This window comes from Pseudobutyrivibrio xylanivorans DSM 14809, assembly GCF_900141825.1.
Taxonomy (GTDB): domain Bacteria; phylum Bacillota; class Clostridia; order Lachnospirales; family Lachnospiraceae; genus Pseudobutyrivibrio; species Pseudobutyrivibrio xylanivorans.
On the sequence record NZ_FQYQ01000011.1, the window covers coordinates 1 to 24,569 of the forward strand.

Sequence of the window (24,569 nt, forward strand, 5' to 3'; positions counted from 1 at the left end):
TTAGATTCATCTGTAGTCTGAAGCTGACTTGCGAAATAGTCCTGAACTCGTCGCATGTGATCATAGAAGGTTGGTGGTTTAATATCGTGAAGGGCACACCATTCACGAACTGTCATGTCTTTGGGTCTGGAATTGAAGTCTTTAACTTCTTCAACCCATTGCTGATAACGCATCTGTCTTTTTAAGGCAGCTGAATTTTTCATATGAGTATCCTCCTGTATGTTCGGGTTTTATGACTTGTATGAGAACTATGTCCATAGTTTCCATACAATCCATAGTTGTTATATAGAATTATCTCAAATCCGAACAAATGGAACGAGGTACCCACTATTTACCGTTTACAATTTTTCAAGTCTGTATTTCACCATTAAACATAAGAAGAGCTTAATACTCCTAATGAGTATTAAGCTCTTCTTTATCTTTGAATTTCACCTTTTAAAATTGTCACAACATCTATTACCTTTAACGTATTAAGATCATATACTACTATGTTAAGTCCTAAATCTTTAGGTGAGTATTCTTGCCCATCAATCATTATAGAGCTAGAAGAATAAATCTCATTTCCATTACTATTTATAGAATAAACGGTATGCCCACCTCTAAAGCTTCCTATATAATTGATTTCCTTTGTAGAAAAAACTTCTTTCTCAACAGATTGACCAATTATTACTGCAACAAATGACAAATCCGGTGGTATACCATCAACAGGCGTCAACCCCAACCCTGCCATTTCATCAAGCATTTCTTCACTGATTCCTTTGGCAGCATCTCCATAGGAAGACATAAACACTGCATAGTATGGTCTATTAATAGCATTTATATATTCTTCTGGATCAGCTATTTTACTTAAACGCAAACTATCAATAATTTCTAAATAGTATTCTTTAGTGTCTTCATATTGTTGATCTTCAACTGGAGCTATGCCATAAGTATCTCGTAACAGTCCACCTATAAAATTACTTGTTTTTATTGCACCTAAGTAATTTTGATGATTCACGACTCCATCTTCTGGTAAAACAGCATTTAGTTTTTCAAAATATTCTGTACCACAGAGATTATAATAACTAACATTATTCTGCTTAGCATACTTTACGTGAGTATTATTTATAGCATCATTCATTTCATTTCCAGGCAAATCTATGAGCACTAGTTGAATATTGTTATCATTGCATAACTCTACTATCTTATCCAAATATTCTTGCATTAATGGATGAAACTCCATACTGATTGTTGCATCTGACTGATTATATGTTTTGTAAAAATCTGGACCATCAATTGTTAAAGGAGCATATCCTTTTAGTGGAGAATATTCGATTATACTTTTGTCAAAATCATATTCCTGTAATTCAGTCCATCTACTATGAAATCGTAAATTTGTCAGATAGTAACTCAATTCTGATTGAGTCGAGTCTAACTTACATAACTCATGAATGGCTTCTTTTTTTACATTTGACCAGTGCATAGGATCTAGGCTCTTTCTAATCAACCCCTCTTCCATGTTTATAGGACAATCACTATGCAAATCACACATAAATTTCAAATCCAACACAACAACCTTCGGCTTTTGAAATCTAAGTGACTCTTTGAGCCAATAATAGCTTATAAATATGCTTTGCTGTTCACTTCCCAGATTATAGCTTCTTATTCCATAGTTATTATATATTTCTTGTGGAATAAATGCGTTTGCGACAACACTTGAGCCTAAAAATAAAACATCTATGCTATTCTCATCCATTTTATAAAATTGCTTGTAGGTTGATGTTGAAGGCCATCTACTATTTAGCAAAAGATACTTAGGCTCAAGTATCTGATTAATCTTTAATAATGATACGACTAATATCATCAAAAATATTAAAGACTTTACGGCATTTTTAATGTGTTTCATGAACTCTAAAATCCCCCATAAATAAAGTCTCTAGCATCATATCCATATCCATACGTTCCAAATATCCATATTATCCATATTGCAATCAAATAAATACTAAATCGAATAAAAATATTTTGTTCACAAATCCATTCTCGAATTATAAGTCCTTTTTCTTGAGCTGTACTTACGAATAATAATACTAGTAAAGACATAAATAATACGTCCCACTCTTTCCATCCTAATCCAAGTCCTAATAACGAATCATTAAATAATATCCATGGATTAATAACCCTTATCATTTTTTTTATCATTTCAATTGCATCAGGTAGGGTTTCAGCTCTAAATATTACCCAGCCTATCATAACAAGAAAAAATGTTCCTATCTTTTTTATACATCTCTCTATTTGATCATGCTGATGTTCTTTTCGAGTGATATTCATCTTCTTCATGACAAGGAATCTTATTTCACCTATTATCTGATAAACTCCATGTAATAAGCCCCAAATAATAAATTTCCAGCCACCGCCATGCCATAAACCACTTATAAGGAAGGTAATAATAACATTAAGCCATTTTTTTAGGCGACCATTCTTACTACCCCCCAGAGGAATATATATATAATCCCTTAGCCAATAGCTCAATGACATGTGCCATCTTCTCCAAAATTCTTTTATAGATTCAGAAAAATATGGATGATTAAAATTGCTGGATAGATGTATACCAAACATATTTGCCACTCCAATAGATAAAGTTGTACATGACAAAAAATCAGTATACAATTGGAAGCTATATAGAATTGCTGCTACCCACAAGAAAAATCCAGAATATCCTTGATAGTTTTCAAAAATAGGAGTAACCACAATCGCCGCCTTATCTGCAATCATAAATTTAAGGAACAAGCCCCAAATTACCAGTTGAATCCCCTTAACTATGTTTTCAAAACTATACTCATTCCCATCAAATAATTCCGACTGTATTTGTCCATATCTTGGAATTGGTCCCTGAATAATTTGTGGAAAAAAAGTGATAAATAGCGCATACTTCAATGGATTTTTTTGAGCTTCAATCTTGCCCTTATAAATATCTACTAGATATGCGATTATTTGAAGAGAATAAAATGATAGTCCTACTGGAACTATAAATGAGAAGCTACCTATGTTATTTATAGGTTTACCATTAATTAATTGACCTAACTTTTCTACTAGCAGAGGACTTACAGAAATAACTATACCCGCTATAAGTATGGCTCTTTTCTTTATATCTGTATTTTTAATTTTTTCCAGCATCATTCCTGCCAAATAGCTTGTTGCTACTGATAAAGCAAAAATAAAAAGCTGTTCTCTTGAAACCAATAATTTTTTATAGAAATAAATACTACCTGCAAATAAACATATCCATCTGATTCGTTTAGGCAATATATAATAAATTATAAGTAAACCCACTATCATTACATAATAGGTCCAAGATGTATAACTCATATCATACCCCCATATAAATCCTCGTTCGACTGAATAACGGATAATCTATTTATTCGATAGTTTTTCGAATAATCTATATTCTTTAACAAGTTCATTCCACACTTCATCATTTCTATTGTTCTGCTCCGAAGCATTTGTATGCCATAGCCCCGTGTTCTTATTAAATATATTATCAAAATATACTAATGGTTCTTCCACACAATTATATGCCTTTATGCCATTATTTAATTCCATCACCTTAAGCCATAAGTCATCCGTGTACAGTGAGTTCTTCTTGATTTTTTCAATATCAAAAAGCTCTTCATCAAAGAATTCTCTTTTATACAATACCCCATTACAACCTATTGGAACAGTCAGCTCATCAGGCGCATCAGTTAAAATTTCTTTCCAGGAATTGTAAGGTTCAAAACCATGTAAATCGTTAGTCATTGTAATTCTATGACTTCTATTGCAAATTACAGCGTTTGGAAACATTTTTGATGTGCTAACAAGTCTCTCAATATGTCCTTCTGGGTAAAAAATATCATCATCTGCTGTGATAATTAAATCATTAGGGTATTCCTGCAATGCATAATAATATTTCTTATGTGGTTTTAAATCATCTTCAACAAATACTATTTCAAGACCTCTTTTCTGCAGCTTAACTAATTTCTTAGGTAATTCATTTAACTCTTCAGGAAACTGTTCTTTAGATAAATACAATAGAACCTTCTTAGGTTTATAGGACTGATTTAAAAGTGATTCGATAGTAACTCCAACTGTATTAATCCTAGCAGGGTACGTTGTCAAAGATACTATAATGTTATTCTTATCATCAACACCAATACTATGATTGAAACTCTGTATTATCGGAAAAAAGATATTAACCAACAGTTTATTAACCTTATATACATATGGCCATGCTTTACTATTCTTTTTCTTTAAATTCTGTACATCAGAATATAACTTTTCAATCATTCCAACTTTCTCCATAGTGAAAACAAACGAACTAATTTACTTCTCTGAGTTTCAAAAATTTTATTTCGTTTAGATTTATATTAGATATCACACTATCATCACCATAAATAGAAATAGATATCCCATCATGCTTATTTAATAACCAACCAGTTCTTGCACCCAGCGGAATAAGTAATTTTCCTTCATCCATATTGCAGCTTATCTGTTGATATCTCCCCAAATCATCAACCCAAGAAACCTCAACATCCGTATCTGGATTATAATCACGTTTATATATGTACTTAAATATTCCTCTTGGTTCTTGAGTTATCTCATCATCACAAAAGAATAATTGGTATTTATAATTGGCTGTTAAATCTCCAAAATCTAAATAAATAAAGTCAGCTTCATCTCCATCAATCTCATTTTCAAAACTAACTTCATAGTTACAATCTAGCTTTTTTATTTGATGTCCTAACTCGACTTCAGAAAAAATATTCTTAAGTGATTCCATTGAAGATCCCCACGAGCCTGGTGTTTTCTCCAAGTTCAAGTCTCCCCATGAAATATCTGTTGGTTTATTCAGTTCTAACACTTTTTCTTTAGAATACATTCCCTCGTTAGGAAGAAATAAACGTGCATTATCATCCCAAATATATTCTCCCGAAGTTAAAAGCCAGTGATACAAATAATAATTACTATCAGAATTAACATATCGACCTACTATAGAATGTTTTTCTTTGAGAATATCTATAGTTTCCTTAGCCGCTCCATATCCTCTTATAGTATTGGTGATTTCCATAACAGAATCACCTTTTATATCACAAAAATAAAATAGTCCAAAATTCTCAACAATTCCCAAGAATGATCTATTTTTATCATATATACTTGTCACATCATTAAAATGATTAATATATTCATAACCATCAGGAGCGATAAAACAATCTCCCAAATGTACACTTGTGTCATTTACACGAATATAGTCAGCTGGAACCTGATAATTTGCTGATAATTTTGAGTCAGAATCAATTTTCCAAAATCCTTCCGCTGAAGCAAAAGACAATAATGCTATTGAAAATGCCAATAACCATATTGAAATTTTATCTCCTTTAGGTATATACCTATACACTATAATGAGAAAAACAATAAATGCAGCTTTAACAATACCACTATTTCTAGAATATAGCTCCAAATGATCAAATCTTACTACTGTATAACTAAATGCTATTAAAAACATTATTGCTACAGTAATGGATATATAACCTGCTACTGGATTTTTAATATTTTTTCCAAATTTTATATCTCCACACTTAAGAAATAGAGCAAATGATATCCAAACAATGGTTATCAGAACCATATAAGAAAGTAATAAATATATCATAACCCTAACTGACATATTCGATATATAAGGAAAAAAATCATCTGGAGCCACTTGCCCAAATCTTGCCACACCATCTGCAAAAATTGTTTGTTTTCCCATTGCAAGCATATGTTTTAGCGTGCCTAACAACAATTTTGTTCCTGCAAGAATTGGAAGAAAGCATATAATCCACCAAGCCCAAAACTTCGTAGTTTTAATATCTACTAATAAATCACCCGATTTGACATAAGTATAAATCTGCCATATTCCAAGTGGTAAAAAGGCTATACAAACAGCTGCTCCGAAAACAGGATAATATAATCCATGAACATAACTTGATAAAAGCCATGCTTTTAGCCACAAATTCTTCTTAGCTATTAAATCTGGCCATGTAAGTAATAAAATAGCCGGAACAATTAAGGCTACTCTATTATAATCTTCTACAACAAATAATATTGATATTAACAATACCCACTCTGCTGCAAACTGCTTTCTAAGTAGGAAAACAATTATTAAGATAATCATCAAAAAATAGATATTTGTAGATAAATAATAATAGGTTTCTAATCCATGGCCAAAAAACCAAAACACAAATCCATGTAAAACAGAATACATACCTGAAACCGGGATATAATCTGCGAATGGTTTTTGTCCTAATTGGAAAATTTGTGAAAAACCAATTACATTTTCGTATGTATGATGAAAATCAAATACTGCTATCGATCCGCTCCCACTAAATCTATTAAAGGTCATTATTGAAACACACGTACCGTATGTCAAGATGCTATTAAGTGAATCTAAAGATAACAAATTTTTGCGTATTTTTATTATAGCTTCTATCTCAAACAACAGTATTAAGACAATAATAAAAAAAGAAGCCCTTTTGGGAATTGATACAGTAGTAACGCTTCCAGTATTCTCTATATATTTATTTGCTATAAACACTAACAACAATAATGGAACTAAAGCCTGTGAAAATAGAATACCTTTTAAAAGAAGTTTTTTATCACTACTAATTAAAACTATAACTAGTGTAATCAACATACATAATATTGTAGGATATATTATCTTTATATCGTTATTTCCACCGGCACTTACATATAATCTATACAAACCGCATGTTGCATAAATAGAAATAATATAAAAACTCAGTGCATTAATCACTAATGATTCATCTTTTAACGTTGCAACAATATAGATTAACAGACCTGCCAAAAGTAAAACGCTTAATTTTTGATGAACCAAATAATTTATCCCTATAAGCACAAGTAATGTAGTAAGTGCATATACACTGCTTTTTATTTCATTCTTAGAAACTAAGTTTTCTTTTATTTTAATATAGCAAAGTGTGTATATTAACACTCCAATAATTGAGAATATATAAAACATATTTCTCTCTGCACTTTTATTGGAACCTTGTGCGGATGTGAACTCCATAACAACATCCGTAAATACTTGATTATCATTTCCAGTCAATGCAGCATAAAAGAAAACAGCTATTAGGCCTGTTAAAAACAGACCTATAAATACAACTAATCTAAAATTTTTATTCTTGTCACTAAGTTTTTTTCGCAACATTATTCCCCAAAAATCTTCCCCTTGTTTTTAAAAAGAAAAATAATACAAATAAACAAATATAATATAGAAATTATTTCTGCTATTCTCCAATAAAACGGTTCAACAAATGAGACATACAAGTACCCACTAAAATCTTCTGATAATGTAATCGCTATCTCTTTTTGTTCTCCGTCAAAAATATCGTATCTATTTCCATTATCATCATATACTATATATCCCTTATAGTTCATAATAGGAAGCGTTACCTTTCCTGAGTCAACCATTTCTATCTCAAAAACATAATCAGTTCCTTTATTTTCTACAAGGTAGCCTTTATCCATCCCTTGTCCAGTTACCTCAAAGGCAAGCTCTTTATAATCACTTCCTGCACGATAATACTCTGTAACATTTTGCATTGACAAGTCGGTAATGTACATAGGATTGTAAATACTAACAACATCATTAGCATAACTACTAATGTCAAATGTAACCTGAATAAAAAATGCAACGAATAATAATCCATATACACTTTTCTTAATCATATCTTCCTTGCCGTCATAGTGTGCAACAATGTATCCAAACAACAATGTCATTGTCATACAGGCAAATGTTAAATATCTGAAAGGAAATTGGATCTGCACTAATAAATTTCCAATTCTATTTCCACTTAACACATCCCACGGGAATATATTTGAAGCTATAAAAAGAAACGCTACAGAAGAAATTATCAATTTCTTCATAATAGAATCGGCTTTATCGTTAACCCAAAGACCAATTCCCAATAAAAGCGTTGTCATTAATAATAACCCTGGAGTCACTGATGGACGCATTGAAATAATATCACTGGTTCCACCACCAAAAAGAGTCTTAAATACAGCAAAATATTGAGTTATAAATGCACCATATTTTTGTATATAAAGACCTCCATCAACTGTCTTATTAATGTTTACAGAAACGTTTTTATAGTAGTCAATAAATGGCACGGTAAACCATATCGTTAACAAGATAGTGGATACAATAGATACTGCAATAGTGCATATTACTTCTTTCTTAATAGTTTTCTTCCAATAAATAAGTACAAAAACTAAAAGGACTATACAAATCATTTCTGTACTTAAAATATGGGATGTAATGATTGAAGTCATTCCAATTGTAATATAGATTGCACCTCTATGATTAAACTTCTTATTGTCTTTTTCATAGTCTTCTGCAAAATATGTTTCGTATATTCCTAGCACAAGAATTGGAAGAAACATAATAGCAGAGTATTCTCCTAATGCACTTCTAACAAACACACACACAATTCTATATGTAGCTAAAGTGTATGCTGCCGAAAATGCTAGAGAAATATAATCCTTTTTCCATAGTCGTTTTCCTAACAAGTAACTAAAAATCGATGTACATAAATTCATAATAAATACATTGATTTTATAAACTGTCAGCAGTCTGAATCCCATTATTCTGAGAAGTGCTGGGAAGTATAACAAAAAGTCTCCATAGTAAATAGATACCGGATATCCATATCCGCTATTCCAAAGAGATTGCATACGTACTGGAAAATGTCCAGCTAACAATTCTTCCTTTATTCCTTCGATTCTCATTAAGTGGAATTCAAGATCATGTCCTAATCCATGTCCCCATGAGAATATAGGCATTGATGCAAGTATTGTAATTGATAAAACTGAAGCCACTAACTTCTTGTTTTTATATAACCATTCTCTCTTTAAATATACTATGTTAAAAAATAACGCAAAAAAGACGAACTCTGCCAACCACCTTTTCTGCATATCTCGATTTCTATATATAGTGATATTATTAATTTCCATGGAGCCACTACCTCCATAGAAAATTCCAATCCCAAGATTTTCAACCGTTTCTTTAGCTTCAAAACAAATATTTGTTACATGTTCATTTGCTTTAAGATCACAGTCTCTAGATAGTAATCTGTCAGCATTTTTTGCACCAGAATTGATAACGACAGTTCCATCCTTGTCAGCAGAATACTCTATAATAACGTCATAACTGCCTCTTCCAACAGTAATAAATGGACCAACTAAATCGATAGTATTGGCATCATGGTCAAATTCATCCTTCATCTGCCAACTTCCATCCTGAAATTTAAAAAAGGAAGATTGCCAATTATCCAATGAAGTATGAATCAATTCATTTGGTTTAGACGCCTTATACGCCAAAAGAACTGTCATAAATAATTCAAATATAATAATTAGACAACCAATCCATTTCTTTTTCATTTACCATTCTCCATTTATGTTATTTGTCATAAGTTCTTTCACTAATTATGTATCTAGGTCTTGCCTTTGTCTCCATATAGGTCTTGCCAACGTATTCTCCAATGACACCAAGCGAAATAAGCTGAATTCCGCCAAGGAAGCAAACCGCTATCATAGTACTTGTCCAGCCACTCATAGTATTTCCTGCAAAATGCTGAACAAGTGAATAGATAATAAGGCCTAAGCTTACTAAAGCTACAAAAATACCAAAGCCTGTTATCGTGCGGATTGGCTTTATGCTAAGCGATGTAATACCGTCAAATGCAAGGCTGAGCATCTTCGAAAGTGGGTAGTGGCTCTCTCCTGCAATACGCTCATTACGCTCGTAATATACGCTTGTGCTCTTGAATCCAACAAGTGGGAACATTCCTCTAAGGAAAATATTTACCTCTTTGTAATTAGCAAATTCATTGAGGACACGACTAGATACTAATCTATAGTCGGCATGGTTATAGACTACCTCAGCACCCATGCTGTTAAGAAGCTTATAGAAGCTCTCTGCTGTAAATCTCTTAAAGAATGTATCTGTGTCACGCTTGCTACGAACACCATAAACTACTTCGCAACCATCAGCATAAGCATCTACCATTTCATTCATGGCATTGATATCATCCTGACCATCACAATCAATAGAGATAGTGATATCACAAAACTCTTTTGCTTCCATAAGACCTGCAAGAACTGCATTCTGGTGGCCTCGGTTTCGGCTCTGTGTAATACCGATATAGTGCTCGTCCTGCTTTGCAAGGTCTTTGATGATTTTCCAGGTGTTGTCCTTTGAACCATCGTTTACGAACATAACACGGGATTTATCTGCAATCTTGTCTAGGCTAACTAATTCTTTTATCTTTTCCAAGAAAAGTGGAGCAGTTATAGGTAATACTGCTTCTTCATTGTAACAAGGTATAACTATATATAAAGTTGGTTTCATTTTTCCACCTCATCAGTCAGCTAAAGCTGACAGCTTCCCCTCAAGGGGAAGCCTCTTTCTATCTCCAATTCATTAAAATCTTGTCTATCTTGCGTGAATCGCCCCATACTGCCTTTGAATCGTATGGACGATCTGGGAATGTACCGTAGGCAAGGCTAATGCTGTAGCCGTTGTCTGTAATAAACTTCTCAACACGGTCTGCAAGCTTCATTGGCTTACCTGTGCAGCACTCGATGATACCAAGCACTTCATCCTGCATGCTGGCCTTTGCAACCTGCTCACAGAATAAATCATAGTCTGTGAAATCAAACTGATTCTGTCCTGTTGTAAATGGGAATGTCTCATCACCAGCCTCTGCAGCTGCTGTAAGCTTAGAGAAAATACTGCAGCCTCTGTGTGTGTTTCCTACTATGTAGTAACCACGTAGCCACTGTAGCTTTACATTGTTCTCTTTACATGCAAGGACCGTAGCCTGTCTGAGTGCATTCTTTGCAATACCGTAAAGTGACTGTGGAGCACATGGAGTATCTGCCTTAATGCAGCCTTCCATAAATCCAATCTCATGCATCGTGCCCATGACACACATCTTACGGATGCCTGCCTTACACATCTTCTCAATAAAAGAATAGTGATTAGGTAAGTCCTTCATATGATTCTCTGATGCATGCCTAAATCCATCGCGCCATGCAAGATGGATTACCACATCTGGCTTTTCAAAATAGCCATATGGGTCATCCAAAGTGAAGAGATCAGCATCAATTCTTTTTGCTCTCTCATCTACTTCATCTGTATGGAAATCTGTGGCTACAACCTCTGCACCTAAATCAAGCATTGTCTTTACAACGCCCTGGCCGATGTAGCCATTTGCACCTGTTACTAAGTATTTCATATTTACACCTCATCCACCGCTATCGCGGTCCCCCTTCCCCTCAAGGGGAAGGCTAATTAAAAAGATTATCTATCCATGCGTGGATACTATATTTTTGTCTTACTTCTTCATTTTCTAAATAAGGCTTATTCAGCCACTCTTCACCAGGGAGAATAAATTCACTATAATCTCCAGTCTGCTCAGCTTTGTCAGCCTTTGAAGAAAGGTCCGTAAAGATTAAGTCATTAGTTTCATTATAGAACTCATAGTCACGTAAATATATGTTGTTTGTGACTAGTTTTCTCTTTATTCCCAATGTTTCCATTGTACGCATTGTCAAGCCCTGCTGCTGTTCATGGGCTAAATCAAGGACAGCCTTGGAGTTCTTCACCATATCTCTGATTTCATCAGGAGAGAATGGCTCAAAACTGATGATGTCCATATCCAAATCCTTCACGAGCTTTGGATCCTTCAGCTTTTTACCACGATAGACCTTTGGGTCTAAATATATTTTAAGGCAAAGCTTTTTATCTGGGTTAGCTTTTTTGAAAGCTTTGAAGTAACGATATCGGAATGGGAAGAAAGCAGAGACACTGACATAATCAAACACCTCATCAGTCTGCTCCGCAGACAGCTTCCCCTCAAGGGGAAGCCTATTGGCATCAAATTCATCCGAATAAAACAAAGGTAAAAGCTTATAATCAAGCTTTGATTCCTTTGCATCCACTGAATCAAAAGTGCCTCTCCAATCGAAAAGGCGTCCGATTTCACCTTTATGACGAAGATTCTTAAATGAATCCCATGAATAGTAAATAGATTTTCCTGTAGACTTCAGCGCTTTGTTTTTAAGCTCGTGGATAGTCTGCTCTGAAAGAACATTTCCTCTGATTACAAGAAAATAGTCATATCCTTCTTCTGGCATTTCAGATAAAATCTTATTTTTTAATTTTTTATTGAAGCCATCAAATATCTTCTCATTATGGAAGATATCACCAAGATTTTTTAGAATAAGGAACTGAGTCTTATCTGGTTCCTCATTGTAAAAATGTGGGTGGGCTCCTCTGCTCTCTAAATCTTCTCTCATCTTAGTTTGATAAGAGTAGAACTGAGGCATGATTATTAAAATATTTTTGTCTTTTAAGTCTCTCATAGTGTATATATTCTTCTTGAAATTACAGCATAGTCGAAGTTCAGGCGGGCGAAAGAGAATGATTTTGCCTTAGCCTGCTCCAACACCTGCACATTATCAGTAATATCTGTAAACACCTTTACCATATCATCTTCGTTTTCCACGAAGAAATAGTTTTCAAAGTTACAGTCAGAGTAGTTCTCGTTAGTGTAATTCTCCATAGGATATGTCATATTCGCACAGCCACAGCACATGGCTGTCTCGAAGGTTACAGAATATCCACCAGGCTGACAATACAAATCCACTCCAGCCAGGAACTCTTCTATCTCCTTGTCTACCTTCCATCCCATGAAATGAATTCGTTCATCCTCTTCCATAAGATTACGAAGAAGCAAATTCATCTCTTTTGAAATAGTACCAAATATAAAGAGTGCTAACCTAGGATCTCTATTTTTTCGTACCGCATTTATCAATTCTCTTGTTCGACTTTTTTCGTCAAGTATTTTGGCCGAGTGCGCCATTATGATGGCATCCTGAGGCAGCGCATATTTTTTTATAATTTCTATGCGTGCATCTTTCTGCTGCTGTGCAGTATATATTGTACCTCCCAGAGCCAAGAATTCCTGTTTTTCAACTGGGATTGCAAATAAATCATTCATCCAATATCGCATATCCTCACCTGTATAGAAGAATTTATCTACCTCAGGTGCTGCCTTTGATATGAAATGACCATGTATAAATTTATAGAAATTCTTACTTAAAAAAGTTTTAGCTGAACCGCTGTAATCAGCGTGACAATCTACAAAAAACAAACAATCTGGATGACTCTTGCAGTAGTCTGCTACAGTCATAATCTCGTATCCGCAGAGCCCATGAAATAAGATACTGTCTGGCTGAATCTCCTTAAGGAGTTTCTTCACCTTGTGAGCTTTACGAATTTTTTCCGTCCACAAATCGCTAAAAAAAATCCTATCCCATTTAAGTCTGATTAAACGGGCTCCACTTTCCAAAATGGTATCTTCCTCTGGTCCCTTTACTAATTCACCATGCTCATAATGGAATACATCTGTGATAATAGTAACCTCATGACCGTCTGCCATTTGGCAGTTTATCATCTGATTTTCTTGGTACAGCATCCCTTCAGTAAAATGGGACGCAAGCGCTATATGAAGTATTTTCATTAGTGATTACTCATCTCCATTATCCTTCTGCTGTTCAAGTGAAGCTAAAATTTCGTCAGCAGACACCACTTTATCAAAGCCTTCTGTGCTTTCCTTCTTGAAAAGAATTCTGATTGTCATAAGCACAAGCTTTACATCTAATAAAAATGTGTAGTTCTCGATGTACATCAAATCAAGCTTAATCTTATCGTAAGCTGATGTATTATACTTTCCGTAAATCTGAGCAAAACCAGTAAGGCCGCCCTTTACCTTGCTACGGAATTCAAACTCAGGTATTGCCGCTGTGTATTTCTCCACGTGCTCTGTACGTTCTGGACGTGGACCTACTATCGACATATCTCCCTTTATAATATTAAACAACTGTGGAAGCTCATCTACTCGTGTAGCACGAATAACATGTCCCACCTTTGTGATTCTATCATCGTCATCTGTGGCTGGACGTTGCTCAGCATCCTCTACCATACTTCTGAATTTAAGGATGTCAAAAATCTTTCCATCCTTTGTAACTCTTGCCTGCTTATAAAATACAGGTCCATGGTCCTCGAGCTTTATCGCAATTGCGATAATAAGCATCAGCGGTGAAAGAACTACTGCTGCAATAACGCAAAGTATCACATCGAAGAATCTCTTAACAAGCTCCTGCTCAGGTGTAAGACCTGTAGTGTTAATCATAACAAGAGGAGTATCAAACTGATGAATATCCTCTCCACCGCCAATGATTACGTCTGAAATCTTAGGTGTAATATATGTCTGAATCTCATGCATGTAGCAGTACTTTAAAAGATCATTTCTATCCTCAGCACTTACATCAGAAATTACAATTCCATCATAGTTTTCAAGCTCTTTGAATATGTTCTCAAGTCCCTCATCTACACTAATGATTTTCTTGATGTTATAACTATCTTCTCTGGTGTCCATCTTTAACTTCAGGGATACTGATTCCTTGTTTCCATATACCATCAGAAGCTTGCTGGCATTTGAAAAACGATTGTAGATTGCAAAAAATATAAAAACAAATACTCCAGATATTACAAAATCTGTAAGGGTAAGACCAACCATTGGTCCTACTGGAATCATTACGTTAGCCATCAAGGAAAGCTGCAAATATGTAACTACATTTACAATGCATATAGCAATCCATTGTGAGAAAAGTACATCTGCTATTCTGAGTATTCCATATTTAAACCCTTCACATAAATGTATGATTACAAGGTTCAATATGAAATAAACGCCCATAAAGACGTACTTTCCACGACCCCACATAGGATGAAAATAATCCCAGTTAAAAATGTAGGTCCAGTAAAAATATAGGTACACTAATGTCAGTACTACCAACTCTATGAAGCTTTCAATTTTTCTAACAGTATTCTTATTTTTCACTAGTCTTGCTCCTTGATGTATTTATCCCTCACTATGTACTGGGGAGAATTGTTATTATTAAGGAAATTTCTTCCAACATATTCCCCAAGCATTCCAAGCATTAACATCTGTACTCCCGAAAGAATAAGGATGGTGGCTATTAATGATGTCCATCCAGCGACATCACCATAAATCAACGTCTTAATTATGATTACAATTGCCAATAAAAATCCCAGAATGGTCGCAACAACACCAAGCACTGATGTAATTCTAAGTGGCTTTATTGAAAAGGATATAACTCCATCAAACCACAGTCCTACTAATTTTCTAAGAGTATAAGTACTCTCGCCAACCTCTCTAGCCTTATGCTCTACATACACATTTGCCATATTATCTGTAGCTCGAAGCATAAGTCCCCAAATATAAGGATAAGCTCCCTGATATTTTATCATTTGATCTCGCACAAATGATGTGATTACAAAATAGCTGTTTAACTCTATATCCTTTGGCTTCCCAATTAAAGTAGTTGCTATGTAACCATTTAAATTATGACCAAACTTTTTAAAGGCAGAATCCTTCTTCTCATGATATTTTGCAAAAACTATATCATAACCTTTTTCTATTTCCTCTAGTAATTTATGAGCTTCGCAAGGAGGATTTTGTCCATCATCATCTAATGCTACAATATAATCTCCTGTTGCATGAGTGAAGCCACACATTGTAGCTCCATCCTGTCCGAAGTTTCGTGACAAGTTGATAACAACCACTCGACTATCCTGATCAGCTAAAGATTTCAATACATTATAAGTATTGTCCTTAGAACCATCATTTACCAAAACTATCTCAATATTGTAATCTTCCCTAGGAAATTCAGTAAATATATCTCTTACAACATCTGAGACTGTATCCTGTGAATAATAACAAGGTATTACAAATGAAATCTTTTTTTCAATCTTAAGCATTTTACACTCCAACTTTATCTAATCTTATACATATTAGTTGTTCCATATGTAGCAACCAATTCACATCTTTCTGCTAAAAAATCATCTAAATCTCCACCTGCTCTATACGCTATGTATTTACTATTTAGCTCATCAAAATGCTCGCGAACATAATCATCTATACAACAGTTGATTCCAAATCCTGATGGGATTGCATATAAGTCGTTGAAATATGTTATTCGAGTAAAAATTACTGTATTATCCCACTCATTATCTCCAAGCTTCATTACCTCGTCTAATTTTGTTTGTCCATCTTCAAGAGCTGCTATCTGATTAGCATCCTCAGGTATAAGCCTCATGTAGAACTCTTCTTTACATAGCCAAGTTGTATAAAGAAAAACAACAACACAAATTCCAATTATTATTTTTTTATTTTCATATAATGGCAAAAACATAGCCAACACTAATATGGCTGCCATGAAATGTCTACAGCCTTCTTCTGGTCTATATAATGTCCACATCGCAAACAAAAGTCCAAGCCACGCAAGAAGTAAAGAATAATTTACAATATCTTTGTTTATCACACACCTATATATTAAGTAAATAATAGAGAGGAAATATAAAAGGTACCATGATCCTTTCATCGATTGCATTAAAATACATTGTTTTATGTATTTTAAACTCTCAATCAAACATATCAGATTCTTCTTAACTAATGCTTTTGGATTAATCAAAGTATCAATTGCTATATCCGGTGTAAAATATGCTGCAAACATAAAGTGGGCGATACAAACAAATCCAATAGCTGCTACTAAAGCAACTATTAACTGACTCCAAAAATTTACATCAATTTTTTTATTTTCTTTATATATGGCTGCCATTAGAATAACGGCAAATATCACATAATAACCTCTAATTAATGTCAACCAAACCAAAGAAAAATCCGCTAATATTAACCAAGTTTTGTTGTTTTGATTTCTAATAAAACTAATACAACCAATCGCATAAATCAAAAATAAAACATTAACCAAGGCTTCTGGAGTTGCTGAAAGCATATATCTAATATTAATTGCAAAGCTCAACCATACTGCACTTACAATCAACATTTGTTTTACAGTCGGTTTAAGTCCAATAGCAAATAATCCTAATCCAAACATCCATAAAACGATATTAATAATGATTGGAGTCATATAATTCCAACCGAAGATTCTACCAATAAATGCATATGGTAGAAGCATGGCTACACTCCAACCACCCAAATTTCCTATAATTGCATGACTTTCATTGTATCCAAAATATCCTTGTGGTATTCCATAATCAACCATGCCTTGAATCATCTTGTAATAATAAAATTCATCATTCCAGTCTGTACAAGGAACAGATATTTCATTAAATCCAACTCCCCATACCATCATATATATATACAGCCCTACTAGTGGTGTTAATAGAGCAATTAGTAATACCGGAATATATTTTTTTTGTGGAAATTCCATCTAGCCTTCCTCCGAGTTATTATTCAAAAAAGTATAGATTAATAAATATGTATAATAAGGTGTCATATACTTAAAGAACATATCAAGTCCTAAGTCCATAAATAATATGGATACTAAAAGCGAAATGCATACTATTTTAGCTTCTTTACTATGCACCTTGATTGTATCGATAATTAGTTTTACTGGGAACCAGTAGTACATAACAAATCCAAATATTCCAAAGCTAAACAGCAATTCCATAAAGTTCATATGAGTTTGGATATGTCTGTACATTATCTCTGTGCCCTCTCTGTATTCTTCCAGCTGAGAATAAGGCATAGTGATAAATGAATAGAAACCATGACCAAATAAAGGACTCTCCCAAAAGTGTTTTTTGAAAGCATCCATTACGGCCATTCTTTGACCTGTACTTGTATGTAAATCAAATTCAGTATTTCCAAAAGCTGTAAATACTTCTACTATACGTTTTCCCAAAATGTCATAAAGCATAGGTATAGTCAGTACTAAAACTGTAGCTACTACTCCTAATCCCACTAAAATAGCTACATACTTTTTAACATCCTTGGCATTCTTTGCAGTGCCTAATAACATAATTGCTATAACAAGCACAAGTGGAACAAATGAAGATTTTGATCCCGCCAAAACTATTCCAATTATACCAGCTAATGCTGGAATAATATTAGGCTTAACCTTACGTAAAACTATAACTGAATAGAGTATTGGAATAAGCATTAATAAATACAGATTTCCTGTATCAATATCTGTTCCTCCTGGAACGGCACCCACTCTATAGAACTCTCCATGCATCATATCCCCCCATAAATGGTCGTACTTTATAGAGGTGATGTATGTAGCAAAAATTACTAGTGCACCAACAGGCGATAATACTTCAAACATATTATCTCTATTGTGCCATACTATCTCATAACACAAGAGTGCTGGTAACACAGTAAGAATTGTATACTGAACACTATAGTAATCAGTAGGTGTAAACAACTTGAAATGTCCATATACAAACTGAACCACTTGGAACAATATCAACCACAATATAGCTAAGTTAAAAATACTCTTCTTTGTCTTTTGAAAATCGTCCTTTGTAAGAATAAGGCAGTAAACAAATCCGATAGCCTGAACCACAAGATTCATTGCCACAGCATAGCTTTTTGTTACGCCATAATCGCATCTAATATAAAGAATTAAGGCAAGTAAGATTATTGAGATAATCTTTTTATTCTTCCTAATGAACTCCATTATTATCAAGTCTCCTAATTACAGCCCAAACACGTTTGGTGCTGTCTTATACCAAATAACTCTCGCTCCCAATTCCTTCAGATATGCAGCCAGTGCTCCGGCTGTATATTCAGGACTTGTGATGAGCCAATCTGGTCCGTCAAATATCGCTACCTCAGGTGATACCGCCTCATAGAAGCCAGTGTCCTCAGGCATACTATTGTTTCCATGGTGAGCACACTGAAGGATGTCTGCATCCAGCTTCTCACCATATGTTTTTACTAAATATTCTGCTATATATCTGCTGTGAGCGTCAGCACAAATCAGTGCACTGCGCTTATCAGTTTCAATCTTAAAAACCAGAGAGTCGTTGTTTGGAATATCTTCTCTTCCCTCTGAATTCAATACAATGTCATCCATGGCATTGTAGAAGGTAATCTTCAATCCATCGGAGTATTCCAACACCTGGTCACGCTTTACATAATTAATATTTTCAGCGCCCTCTGTTATCTCCTGGAATTTTTTATATGTATCTACATCATCCCACTCCTGAAGATTCAAACTGTAGAAAGTCTCTGAATCAAGTGGCGTAACGTATATATCCTTTATCTCAATACCCTTTGGGTTTTCATAGATAGCGTTAAATGTATCTATGTGATCCTTGTGGTAATGAGTAAGAATCCAGACATCTACTGTACCGCCATTCTTTTTTATGACATCACGCATCTGTTTTTCGTTTCCGGCATTGCCACCGTCTATTACGATAAATGTGCCATCTTCAAGATTTTTAAGTGTATAGGCTAAGCCCTGATCGCCTGATTTGTCCTCATACTCTGTGAGCAGCCATGTTGGGTCGTTTGGCTGAAGTATAGCGTAATTAGCTGTACGACCATATAATGTAAATCCGTAGTTCAGATAGCTGTATAAAACATTTTCTACTGCTGCAACTACCACGTAATCAACATTGTTTTCCTTTGCATACTCCACTACCTTTGATGGGTCTGGCTTTGCATTTGTAAGCTCGTAGGCTTCATCTGGAATCGCCCTGCTGTATGGCATGGAAAAACGACTGTCCATCTGTCTGAGATATACAGCCACATCCAACGGAGCCATTATTCTTATTTTATCGCCTTCATAATCTGCAAACACATCACAGATTGTAACCACATCCTGAGGAACCTTATTGCGGTTCTCCGCCTTTGTAAACCAGTCTTCGGAATACATACTGTGTCCAAGAAATGTTATAGCAATACAAATAGCCGCAGTGGCTACAAGCTTTTTTACACCTGTCAGCTTCTTAACTGTGAGTGTAGCACCGTAAGCTATCACAATCATTATAGGCACAAGCCCATAAAATCTAAGATAGTACTGGTCAAATGTGGATGGCTCCAAAAATCTCCTGAAAATCATAAGAGAAATCGGATTATAAATTACTAATATAGTCACAAGCGAATACCAAAGATAGGCATAACGCTTGATCTTTTCTTTTTCAAAAACAAGTATCCCTATAAGAGCAAGAACGAACAATGAGGCATAGCCATAATTATTCCAATAGTCCTTAGTGATACCTATTAAATATTCTCTTTGAACCATTTGAACCACCATTCATTACTTTTTCTAAATGGGAAATACTTATCTTCTGAACCAGACATATCATGCTGGAGCATCCATATTAAGGAATAATATATTCCTAAAAACGCTGGACCAACCAGACTTGCAATCAAGTATCTGATTCCATAAATTCGTCTATGGTATACACACATTGATACCCAGACAATCACTGCAACAATCGGAATAAACACTGTGGCAAGTGATGTAAGGGAGCTAGCTCCCAATGATACTGCTATAATCGGCAAAATAAGCCCATTTCGCAGTTTTCCACAATAAGCTGAGAATAGGTACATAGCAAAAAACGGAACTGCTATAACTGTTAATACGGCCTTTCCCTGCCATACCGCCCCCAACAATCTGAATGAAACAGAATAATGGGAATACAATCCGAATATATATGCAAATGACAGAATGAGCATAAATATCATTCTGTCTTCTGTCTTAGCAAATAAAAATCTGGCAATGTAAAAATATACTAAATATGCCAATGCGATAAATAATACAGGCAGGATTGTGTGACATACTGTAGTAACCTCAAATGAGGATACCTTTGCGAGCATGGCAATGTATGTATTCCAAGAGGATACTGCTCTCTTTTCAGCAACTGCTGGCATTGAGCCATCAATAATGTTCACATAAGAAAGCGTGTCGGATGATATAGTATCCTGACTGGAAACTACATAATCATAATCATCATAAGACCACTCATTTATCTCATATCCATATGCCATGTACATCTGAATGAATAATACTGCTGCAAATGCCAATGCATAAACTACAGTAAGCTTATCTGCCTTTACCCTTGCTCCTAAATCCTTGATTCTTGGTTTCATCTTTTTAAAAGGATGAAAAATAGCTTTTCTATCAAGAATCAGCCACAAAATAATAAGCAGGCTCATTACTGCAAAATAAAACCTAAGCAATATGGTAAATGCGCCTGTGACAGGCCACACAAAAGTAATCCAAATCTGTATCCATGTAATGATAGAGTACAATATGTAAAATATCCCAAGGTTTCCAAAGAAACCTACGAGATAATCTACTATCAATCCCTTACGGGCTCTGTATGTAATTAGTCGGCCCACTGCAAACGGAATCACCGTGAATAAAAGCAGAAAGGCTAATGCTCTAATTATTATCAAGTTTTTTCTCCATCATTAATTCAGCTATTTCAAAGTCTATCGGATAATCTATATCCACTGAATCCTCACGTGACATCACGTAGGTAGTGGTGTTATCGCAGTAATATGTTCTCTTTTCCTTAAGTAGCTCATAATCAAGGATATAGATAGCTCCATTTGGAATATAGAAGGTGGCGTTGGTCTGGCGGTTTGCAATATTAGAACCTGCTGCACCAAAACCTGCATTGCTTACGCGACCATTTTCATCTACCACGTGATACCATCCTGGTGGTGTCTCCGCCTCTGTAAATGAAATGAGAGTTGTAGACTTATCAGCCTCAAACTTCTCAATAGCCTCATCAATATGATGCTCGTCCCTGCAAGGTACTGTAGGGAGGCACACCATAAATTTTTCAAGCTTCTCGCCTGTTTCATTCATTACAAACTCTGCTGCATGAATGTACACATCTACAGCTGAAGCTGTATCGCTGGCCAGGTAATCTGGACGCATGAATGGAACCTCTGCGCCATACTCTCTTGCCACGCGAGCAATGTCTTCGTCGTCTGTTGTGACGATGACTCTATCAATATGCTTTGCCTTTTTGCAGGCCTCTATCGTATATGCGATAAGTGGCTTGCCACAAAGCTCTTTTATGTTCTTTCCAGGAACGCCCTTGCTTCCGCCTCGGGCTGGAATAAAAGCTATCATTTTAGAAGTCTCCCCATGTGAAGATATCATCATATTTTACGTCATGCTTAAGCTCACGTCCGATAAGAGCCTCGTAGTACTTAGGAGAAATTCCTGTACCTGGACGCTTGTAATCAAGATCCTCGAATGTAAGCACATGGCCTGCTGGCATGTCGTGCTTAGCTACGATTGAACGTTTGAACTCGTCACGACGGTTCTGATCCTCAACAACTACCTTGTGGTAGTTACCAAGCATGTTGTAACCCTGACGTGCAGCATCACAAATAACCTTGAGCTCTGCAGGATCTGCACTAACCTTGTGATCCCAACCTTCCATGTTCTTATCCATTGTGAAGTGCTTCTCGATAATGCATACGTTCTTTGCGATGCTCATGATAGGAGCAACTGTTCCGATTGTATGATCTGAGTAACCAACTGGATAATCAAATACCATGTTGTACATGTCTATGTTGTTAAGGTTAACGTTCTCATCCTTTGGTGGGTACATAGATACACAGTGAAGAATAACAATCTCGTGGCAGCCGCCCTCTTCGAGAGCCTGTACTGCTGCACAAACATCATCCATGCCTGTAAGACCTGTTGAGATAACTACAGGAACACCCTTGCTACCAACGTGTCTAAGGAATGGAATGTTATCTACATCAAGTGATGCAACCTTAAGATATGGAACGTGAAGCTCATCAACAAGGAAATCTGCACCAGCCATAGAGAATGGTGTAGATACGAAGTCGATATCAAGCTCCTCACAGTACTTCTGAAGCATAACGTGCTGCTCCTTAGAAACAGCGTAAGCTTCCATAACTGACTTTAATGTATAGTCTGTACGGTTTCTGTAGTCATCTCCGAGGAAATAGTTATCCTCGTACTTCTTCTTTGAGAAGAGGTCATCTACTGTCCATGACTGAAGCTTAACAGCGTCAGCACCGCACTCCTTTGCTGTCTTGATAAGTGTCTTGGCAAGCTCCATATCACCATTGTGATTAGCGCCAAGCTCTGCAATAATATATGGTCTCTGATTTCCTTCAACCATTGCCTGATAATTAAATCTCATGTTTATTCCTCCATTTGAATATCACTCCACCAGTATCCCTGGTGATTTGGATTTTCTGTTAATTTATTTATATCTAATCCTTCCAATTTTTCTAGTAATTTTTTATAGTACTTATCTTTTTTTGCAAGATTAGAATAGTGAACCTTTTTAACTTCATATTCCTTTTTAACATCTCTGGAAACACCCACCATGTTATTATCAGAAATACGATATATACTTTCGGTATCTTCAACATAAACACCTATTCCATTATCTAAGACTATCCTAGAAAATAAATACCAGTCGAATACAGGACTATCACTTTCTTTCAAGGAATCAATAAACTCCTGGGTAATAACCTTAGATTTCATATTAATTGCAGATGATGTCAAGCCAACAAAGTTACACTGTGATAGAGCTTTTATGCCTTCAATTCGCTTCGGCATTGTCTTAAAAACATCTTTGCAATTATCAAATATTAATTTGTTGTAGAAGAATGCAACCTCTCTATTTTTCCAATATGCCTTTTTGTACTTATCTACTCTATTACAGCTGAAAGTATCATCTGCATCCCCAAGTATTACTAAATCATATCCTAAATCCTTGGCACACTGCAGCATTTCTATTCTGGTTCCTGCGATAGATAACTTTTGCTGGCTTATATCTAATATCTTGTAATTTACTGTTAATGATTCAAGTATAGTTTGAATTTCTTCTAACTCATTACTATTGTAATTATCATTAACCAATAATAAATCAAAATCCTTATCAGTCTGTCTATCAACTGAGCTTAGAAATTCTTCTAAATACTGCCTAGCCTGCTTGTAAATAACTGTAGCAAATGCAGTTTTCATCATTTATTCTCTCCAGTCATTTTACTTTTATTGCGAACCTTACGCAATATTATAACACCCTTTGCTATATCACCATAGTCATTCTCCAGACTCTCACCCTGTTCTTCTGCTATTCTTTCGATAGCTTGGTAAGGATCTAATGAATGATACGGAAAATATAATTTTCTTAAATATTCTGGTTTAGCTATTTTGTATATTTGCTTACTACTTTTGCCGCTTATATATGCCCAATAGCGATATATATATCCAATCCAATGTAGTTCTTCTCTGGTGAATTGATCAACACCATAAGAACTAACACCATATTGTTCTTCTACTTCATCAATTGCATCGTGTATATCTAAAGCCTCAAACATGATACCATTTTTATCCATTCTAAACGCAACATCTGAATTCATAAACCTTCGAATGAATATCTTTGAACTACATTCAGTATTATCTATAGAAGCTTCAAATAATTTTGCTTGATATCTACATTCACTTAAACCTAAAGAATCCATTTTTCTCATGCAAGAAACATCCTCTTGTTAAGTATAAATCAATGAATTTCTATGTAAAATAGTTTACATAGAAGTTTGCTATCTATGGCGAAAACCATTTCTATCAAAGGCTTTCCGTCAGGA

General features: G+C 35.0%; 19 protein-coding genes and 1 pseudogene. All 20 read right to left on the reverse strand.

Annotated elements, in window-relative coordinates:
- A pseudogene (locus BUA88_RS09180) lies at positions 1–203 on the reverse strand (hypothetical protein); the annotation flags it as partial.
- Between the two features lie 212 nt (positions 204–415).
- On the reverse strand, positions 416–1,885 hold the full coding sequence (locus tag BUA88_RS09185; protein WP_072916535.1) for a hypothetical protein: 1,470 nt from the start codon (positions 1,883–1,885) through the stop codon (positions 416–418).
- Positions 1,886–1,890: 5 nt separating this feature from the next.
- Complete coding sequence (locus BUA88_RS09190) at positions 1,891–3,345, reverse strand: MBOAT family O-acyltransferase (protein WP_072916539.1); 1,455 nt, start codon at positions 3,343–3,345, stop codon at positions 1,891–1,893.
- 45 nt (positions 3,346–3,390) lie between these two features.
- Complete coding sequence (locus tag BUA88_RS09195) at positions 3,391–4,302, reverse strand: glycosyltransferase (RefSeq protein WP_072916542.1); 912 nt, start codon at positions 4,300–4,302, stop codon at positions 3,391–3,393.
- Positions 4,303–4,333: 31 nt separating this feature from the next.
- Positions 4,334–7,219: a hypothetical protein gene (locus tag BUA88_RS09200; protein ID WP_072916546.1), complete on the reverse strand. Its 2,886-nt coding sequence runs from the start codon at positions 7,217–7,219 to the stop codon at positions 4,334–4,336.
- On the reverse strand, positions 7,219–9,450 hold the full coding sequence (locus tag BUA88_RS09205; protein WP_072916551.1) for a glycosyltransferase family protein: 2,232 nt from the start codon (positions 9,448–9,450) through the stop codon (positions 7,219–7,221). Before BUA88_RS09205 ends, BUA88_RS09200 begins: the two co-directional genes overlap by 1 nt.
- A gap of 19 nt (positions 9,451–9,469) precedes the next feature.
- Positions 9,470–10,420 carry a glycosyltransferase family 2 protein gene (locus tag BUA88_RS09210; RefSeq protein WP_072916554.1) on the reverse strand — a complete coding sequence of 317 codons (951 nt, stop codon included), beginning with the start codon at positions 10,418–10,420 and terminating at the stop codon, positions 9,470–9,472.
- Positions 10,421–10,478: 58 nt separating this feature from the next.
- Positions 10,479–11,309: an NAD-dependent epimerase/dehydratase family protein gene (locus BUA88_RS09215; RefSeq protein ID WP_072916557.1), complete on the reverse strand. Its 831-nt coding sequence runs from the start codon at positions 11,307–11,309 to the stop codon at positions 10,479–10,481.
- A 52-nt stretch (positions 11,310–11,361) separates the two neighbouring features.
- On the reverse strand, positions 11,362–12,438 hold the full coding sequence (locus BUA88_RS09220; protein ID WP_072916561.1) for a WaaS/CpsH family glycosyltransferase: 1,077 nt from the start codon (positions 12,436–12,438) through the stop codon (positions 11,362–11,364).
- A complete protein-coding gene (locus tag BUA88_RS09225) occupies positions 12,435–13,598 on the reverse strand; it encodes a glycosyltransferase family protein (RefSeq protein WP_072916565.1) in 1,164 nt (387 codons plus the stop codon). The genes BUA88_RS09220 and BUA88_RS09225 overlap by 4 nt, the downstream gene beginning before the upstream one ends.
- 6 nt (positions 13,599–13,604) lie before the next feature.
- Complete coding sequence (locus BUA88_RS09230; RefSeq protein ID WP_072916569.1) at positions 13,605–14,978, reverse strand: sugar transferase; 1,374 nt, start codon at positions 14,976–14,978, stop codon at positions 13,605–13,607.
- Positions 14,978–15,919, reverse strand: coding sequence for a glycosyltransferase family 2 protein (locus BUA88_RS09235; protein WP_072916572.1), 942 nt, complete (start codon positions 15,917–15,919; stop codon positions 14,978–14,980). The genes BUA88_RS09230 and BUA88_RS09235 overlap by 1 nt, the downstream gene beginning before the upstream one ends.
- Positions 15,920–15,933: 14 nt before the next feature.
- Positions 15,934–17,391: a hypothetical protein gene (locus tag BUA88_RS09240; RefSeq protein WP_072916574.1), complete on the reverse strand. Its 1,458-nt coding sequence runs from the start codon at positions 17,389–17,391 to the stop codon at positions 15,934–15,936.
- Positions 17,392–18,642 (reverse strand): O-antigen ligase family protein, encoded by a 1,251-nt coding sequence (locus tag BUA88_RS09245; RefSeq protein WP_072916577.1) that lies wholly within the window; start codon positions 18,640–18,642, stop codon positions 17,392–17,394.
- A gap of 18 nt (positions 18,643–18,660) precedes the next feature.
- Entirely contained in the window at positions 18,661–20,214 is a 1,554-nt protein-coding gene (locus BUA88_RS09250) for a ComEC/Rec2 family competence protein (RefSeq protein ID WP_072916581.1), read from the reverse strand.
- A complete protein-coding gene (locus tag BUA88_RS09255; protein ID WP_072916585.1) occupies positions 20,193–21,374 on the reverse strand; it encodes a DUF6077 domain-containing protein in 1,182 nt (393 codons plus the stop codon). Before BUA88_RS09255 ends, BUA88_RS09250 begins: the two co-directional genes overlap by 22 nt.
- Complete coding sequence (locus tag BUA88_RS09260) at positions 21,361–22,062, reverse strand: acylneuraminate cytidylyltransferase family protein (RefSeq protein WP_083572461.1); 702 nt, start codon at positions 22,060–22,062, stop codon at positions 21,361–21,363. The genes BUA88_RS09255 and BUA88_RS09260 overlap by 14 nt, the downstream gene beginning before the upstream one ends.
- 1 nt (position 22,063) lies before the next feature.
- A complete protein-coding gene (locus BUA88_RS09265) occupies positions 22,064–23,113 on the reverse strand; it encodes an N-acetylneuraminate synthase family protein (RefSeq protein ID WP_083572462.1) in 1,050 nt (349 codons plus the stop codon).
- 2 nt (positions 23,114–23,115) lie between these two features.
- Complete coding sequence (locus tag BUA88_RS09270; protein ID WP_072916588.1) at positions 23,116–23,949, reverse strand: glycosyltransferase family A protein; 834 nt, start codon at positions 23,947–23,949, stop codon at positions 23,116–23,118.
- Positions 23,946–24,455, reverse strand: coding sequence for a hypothetical protein (locus tag BUA88_RS09275; protein ID WP_072916592.1), 510 nt, complete (start codon positions 24,453–24,455; stop codon positions 23,946–23,948). Before BUA88_RS09275 ends, BUA88_RS09270 begins: the two co-directional genes overlap by 4 nt.
- Between the last annotated feature and the right edge of the window lie 114 nt (positions 24,456–24,569).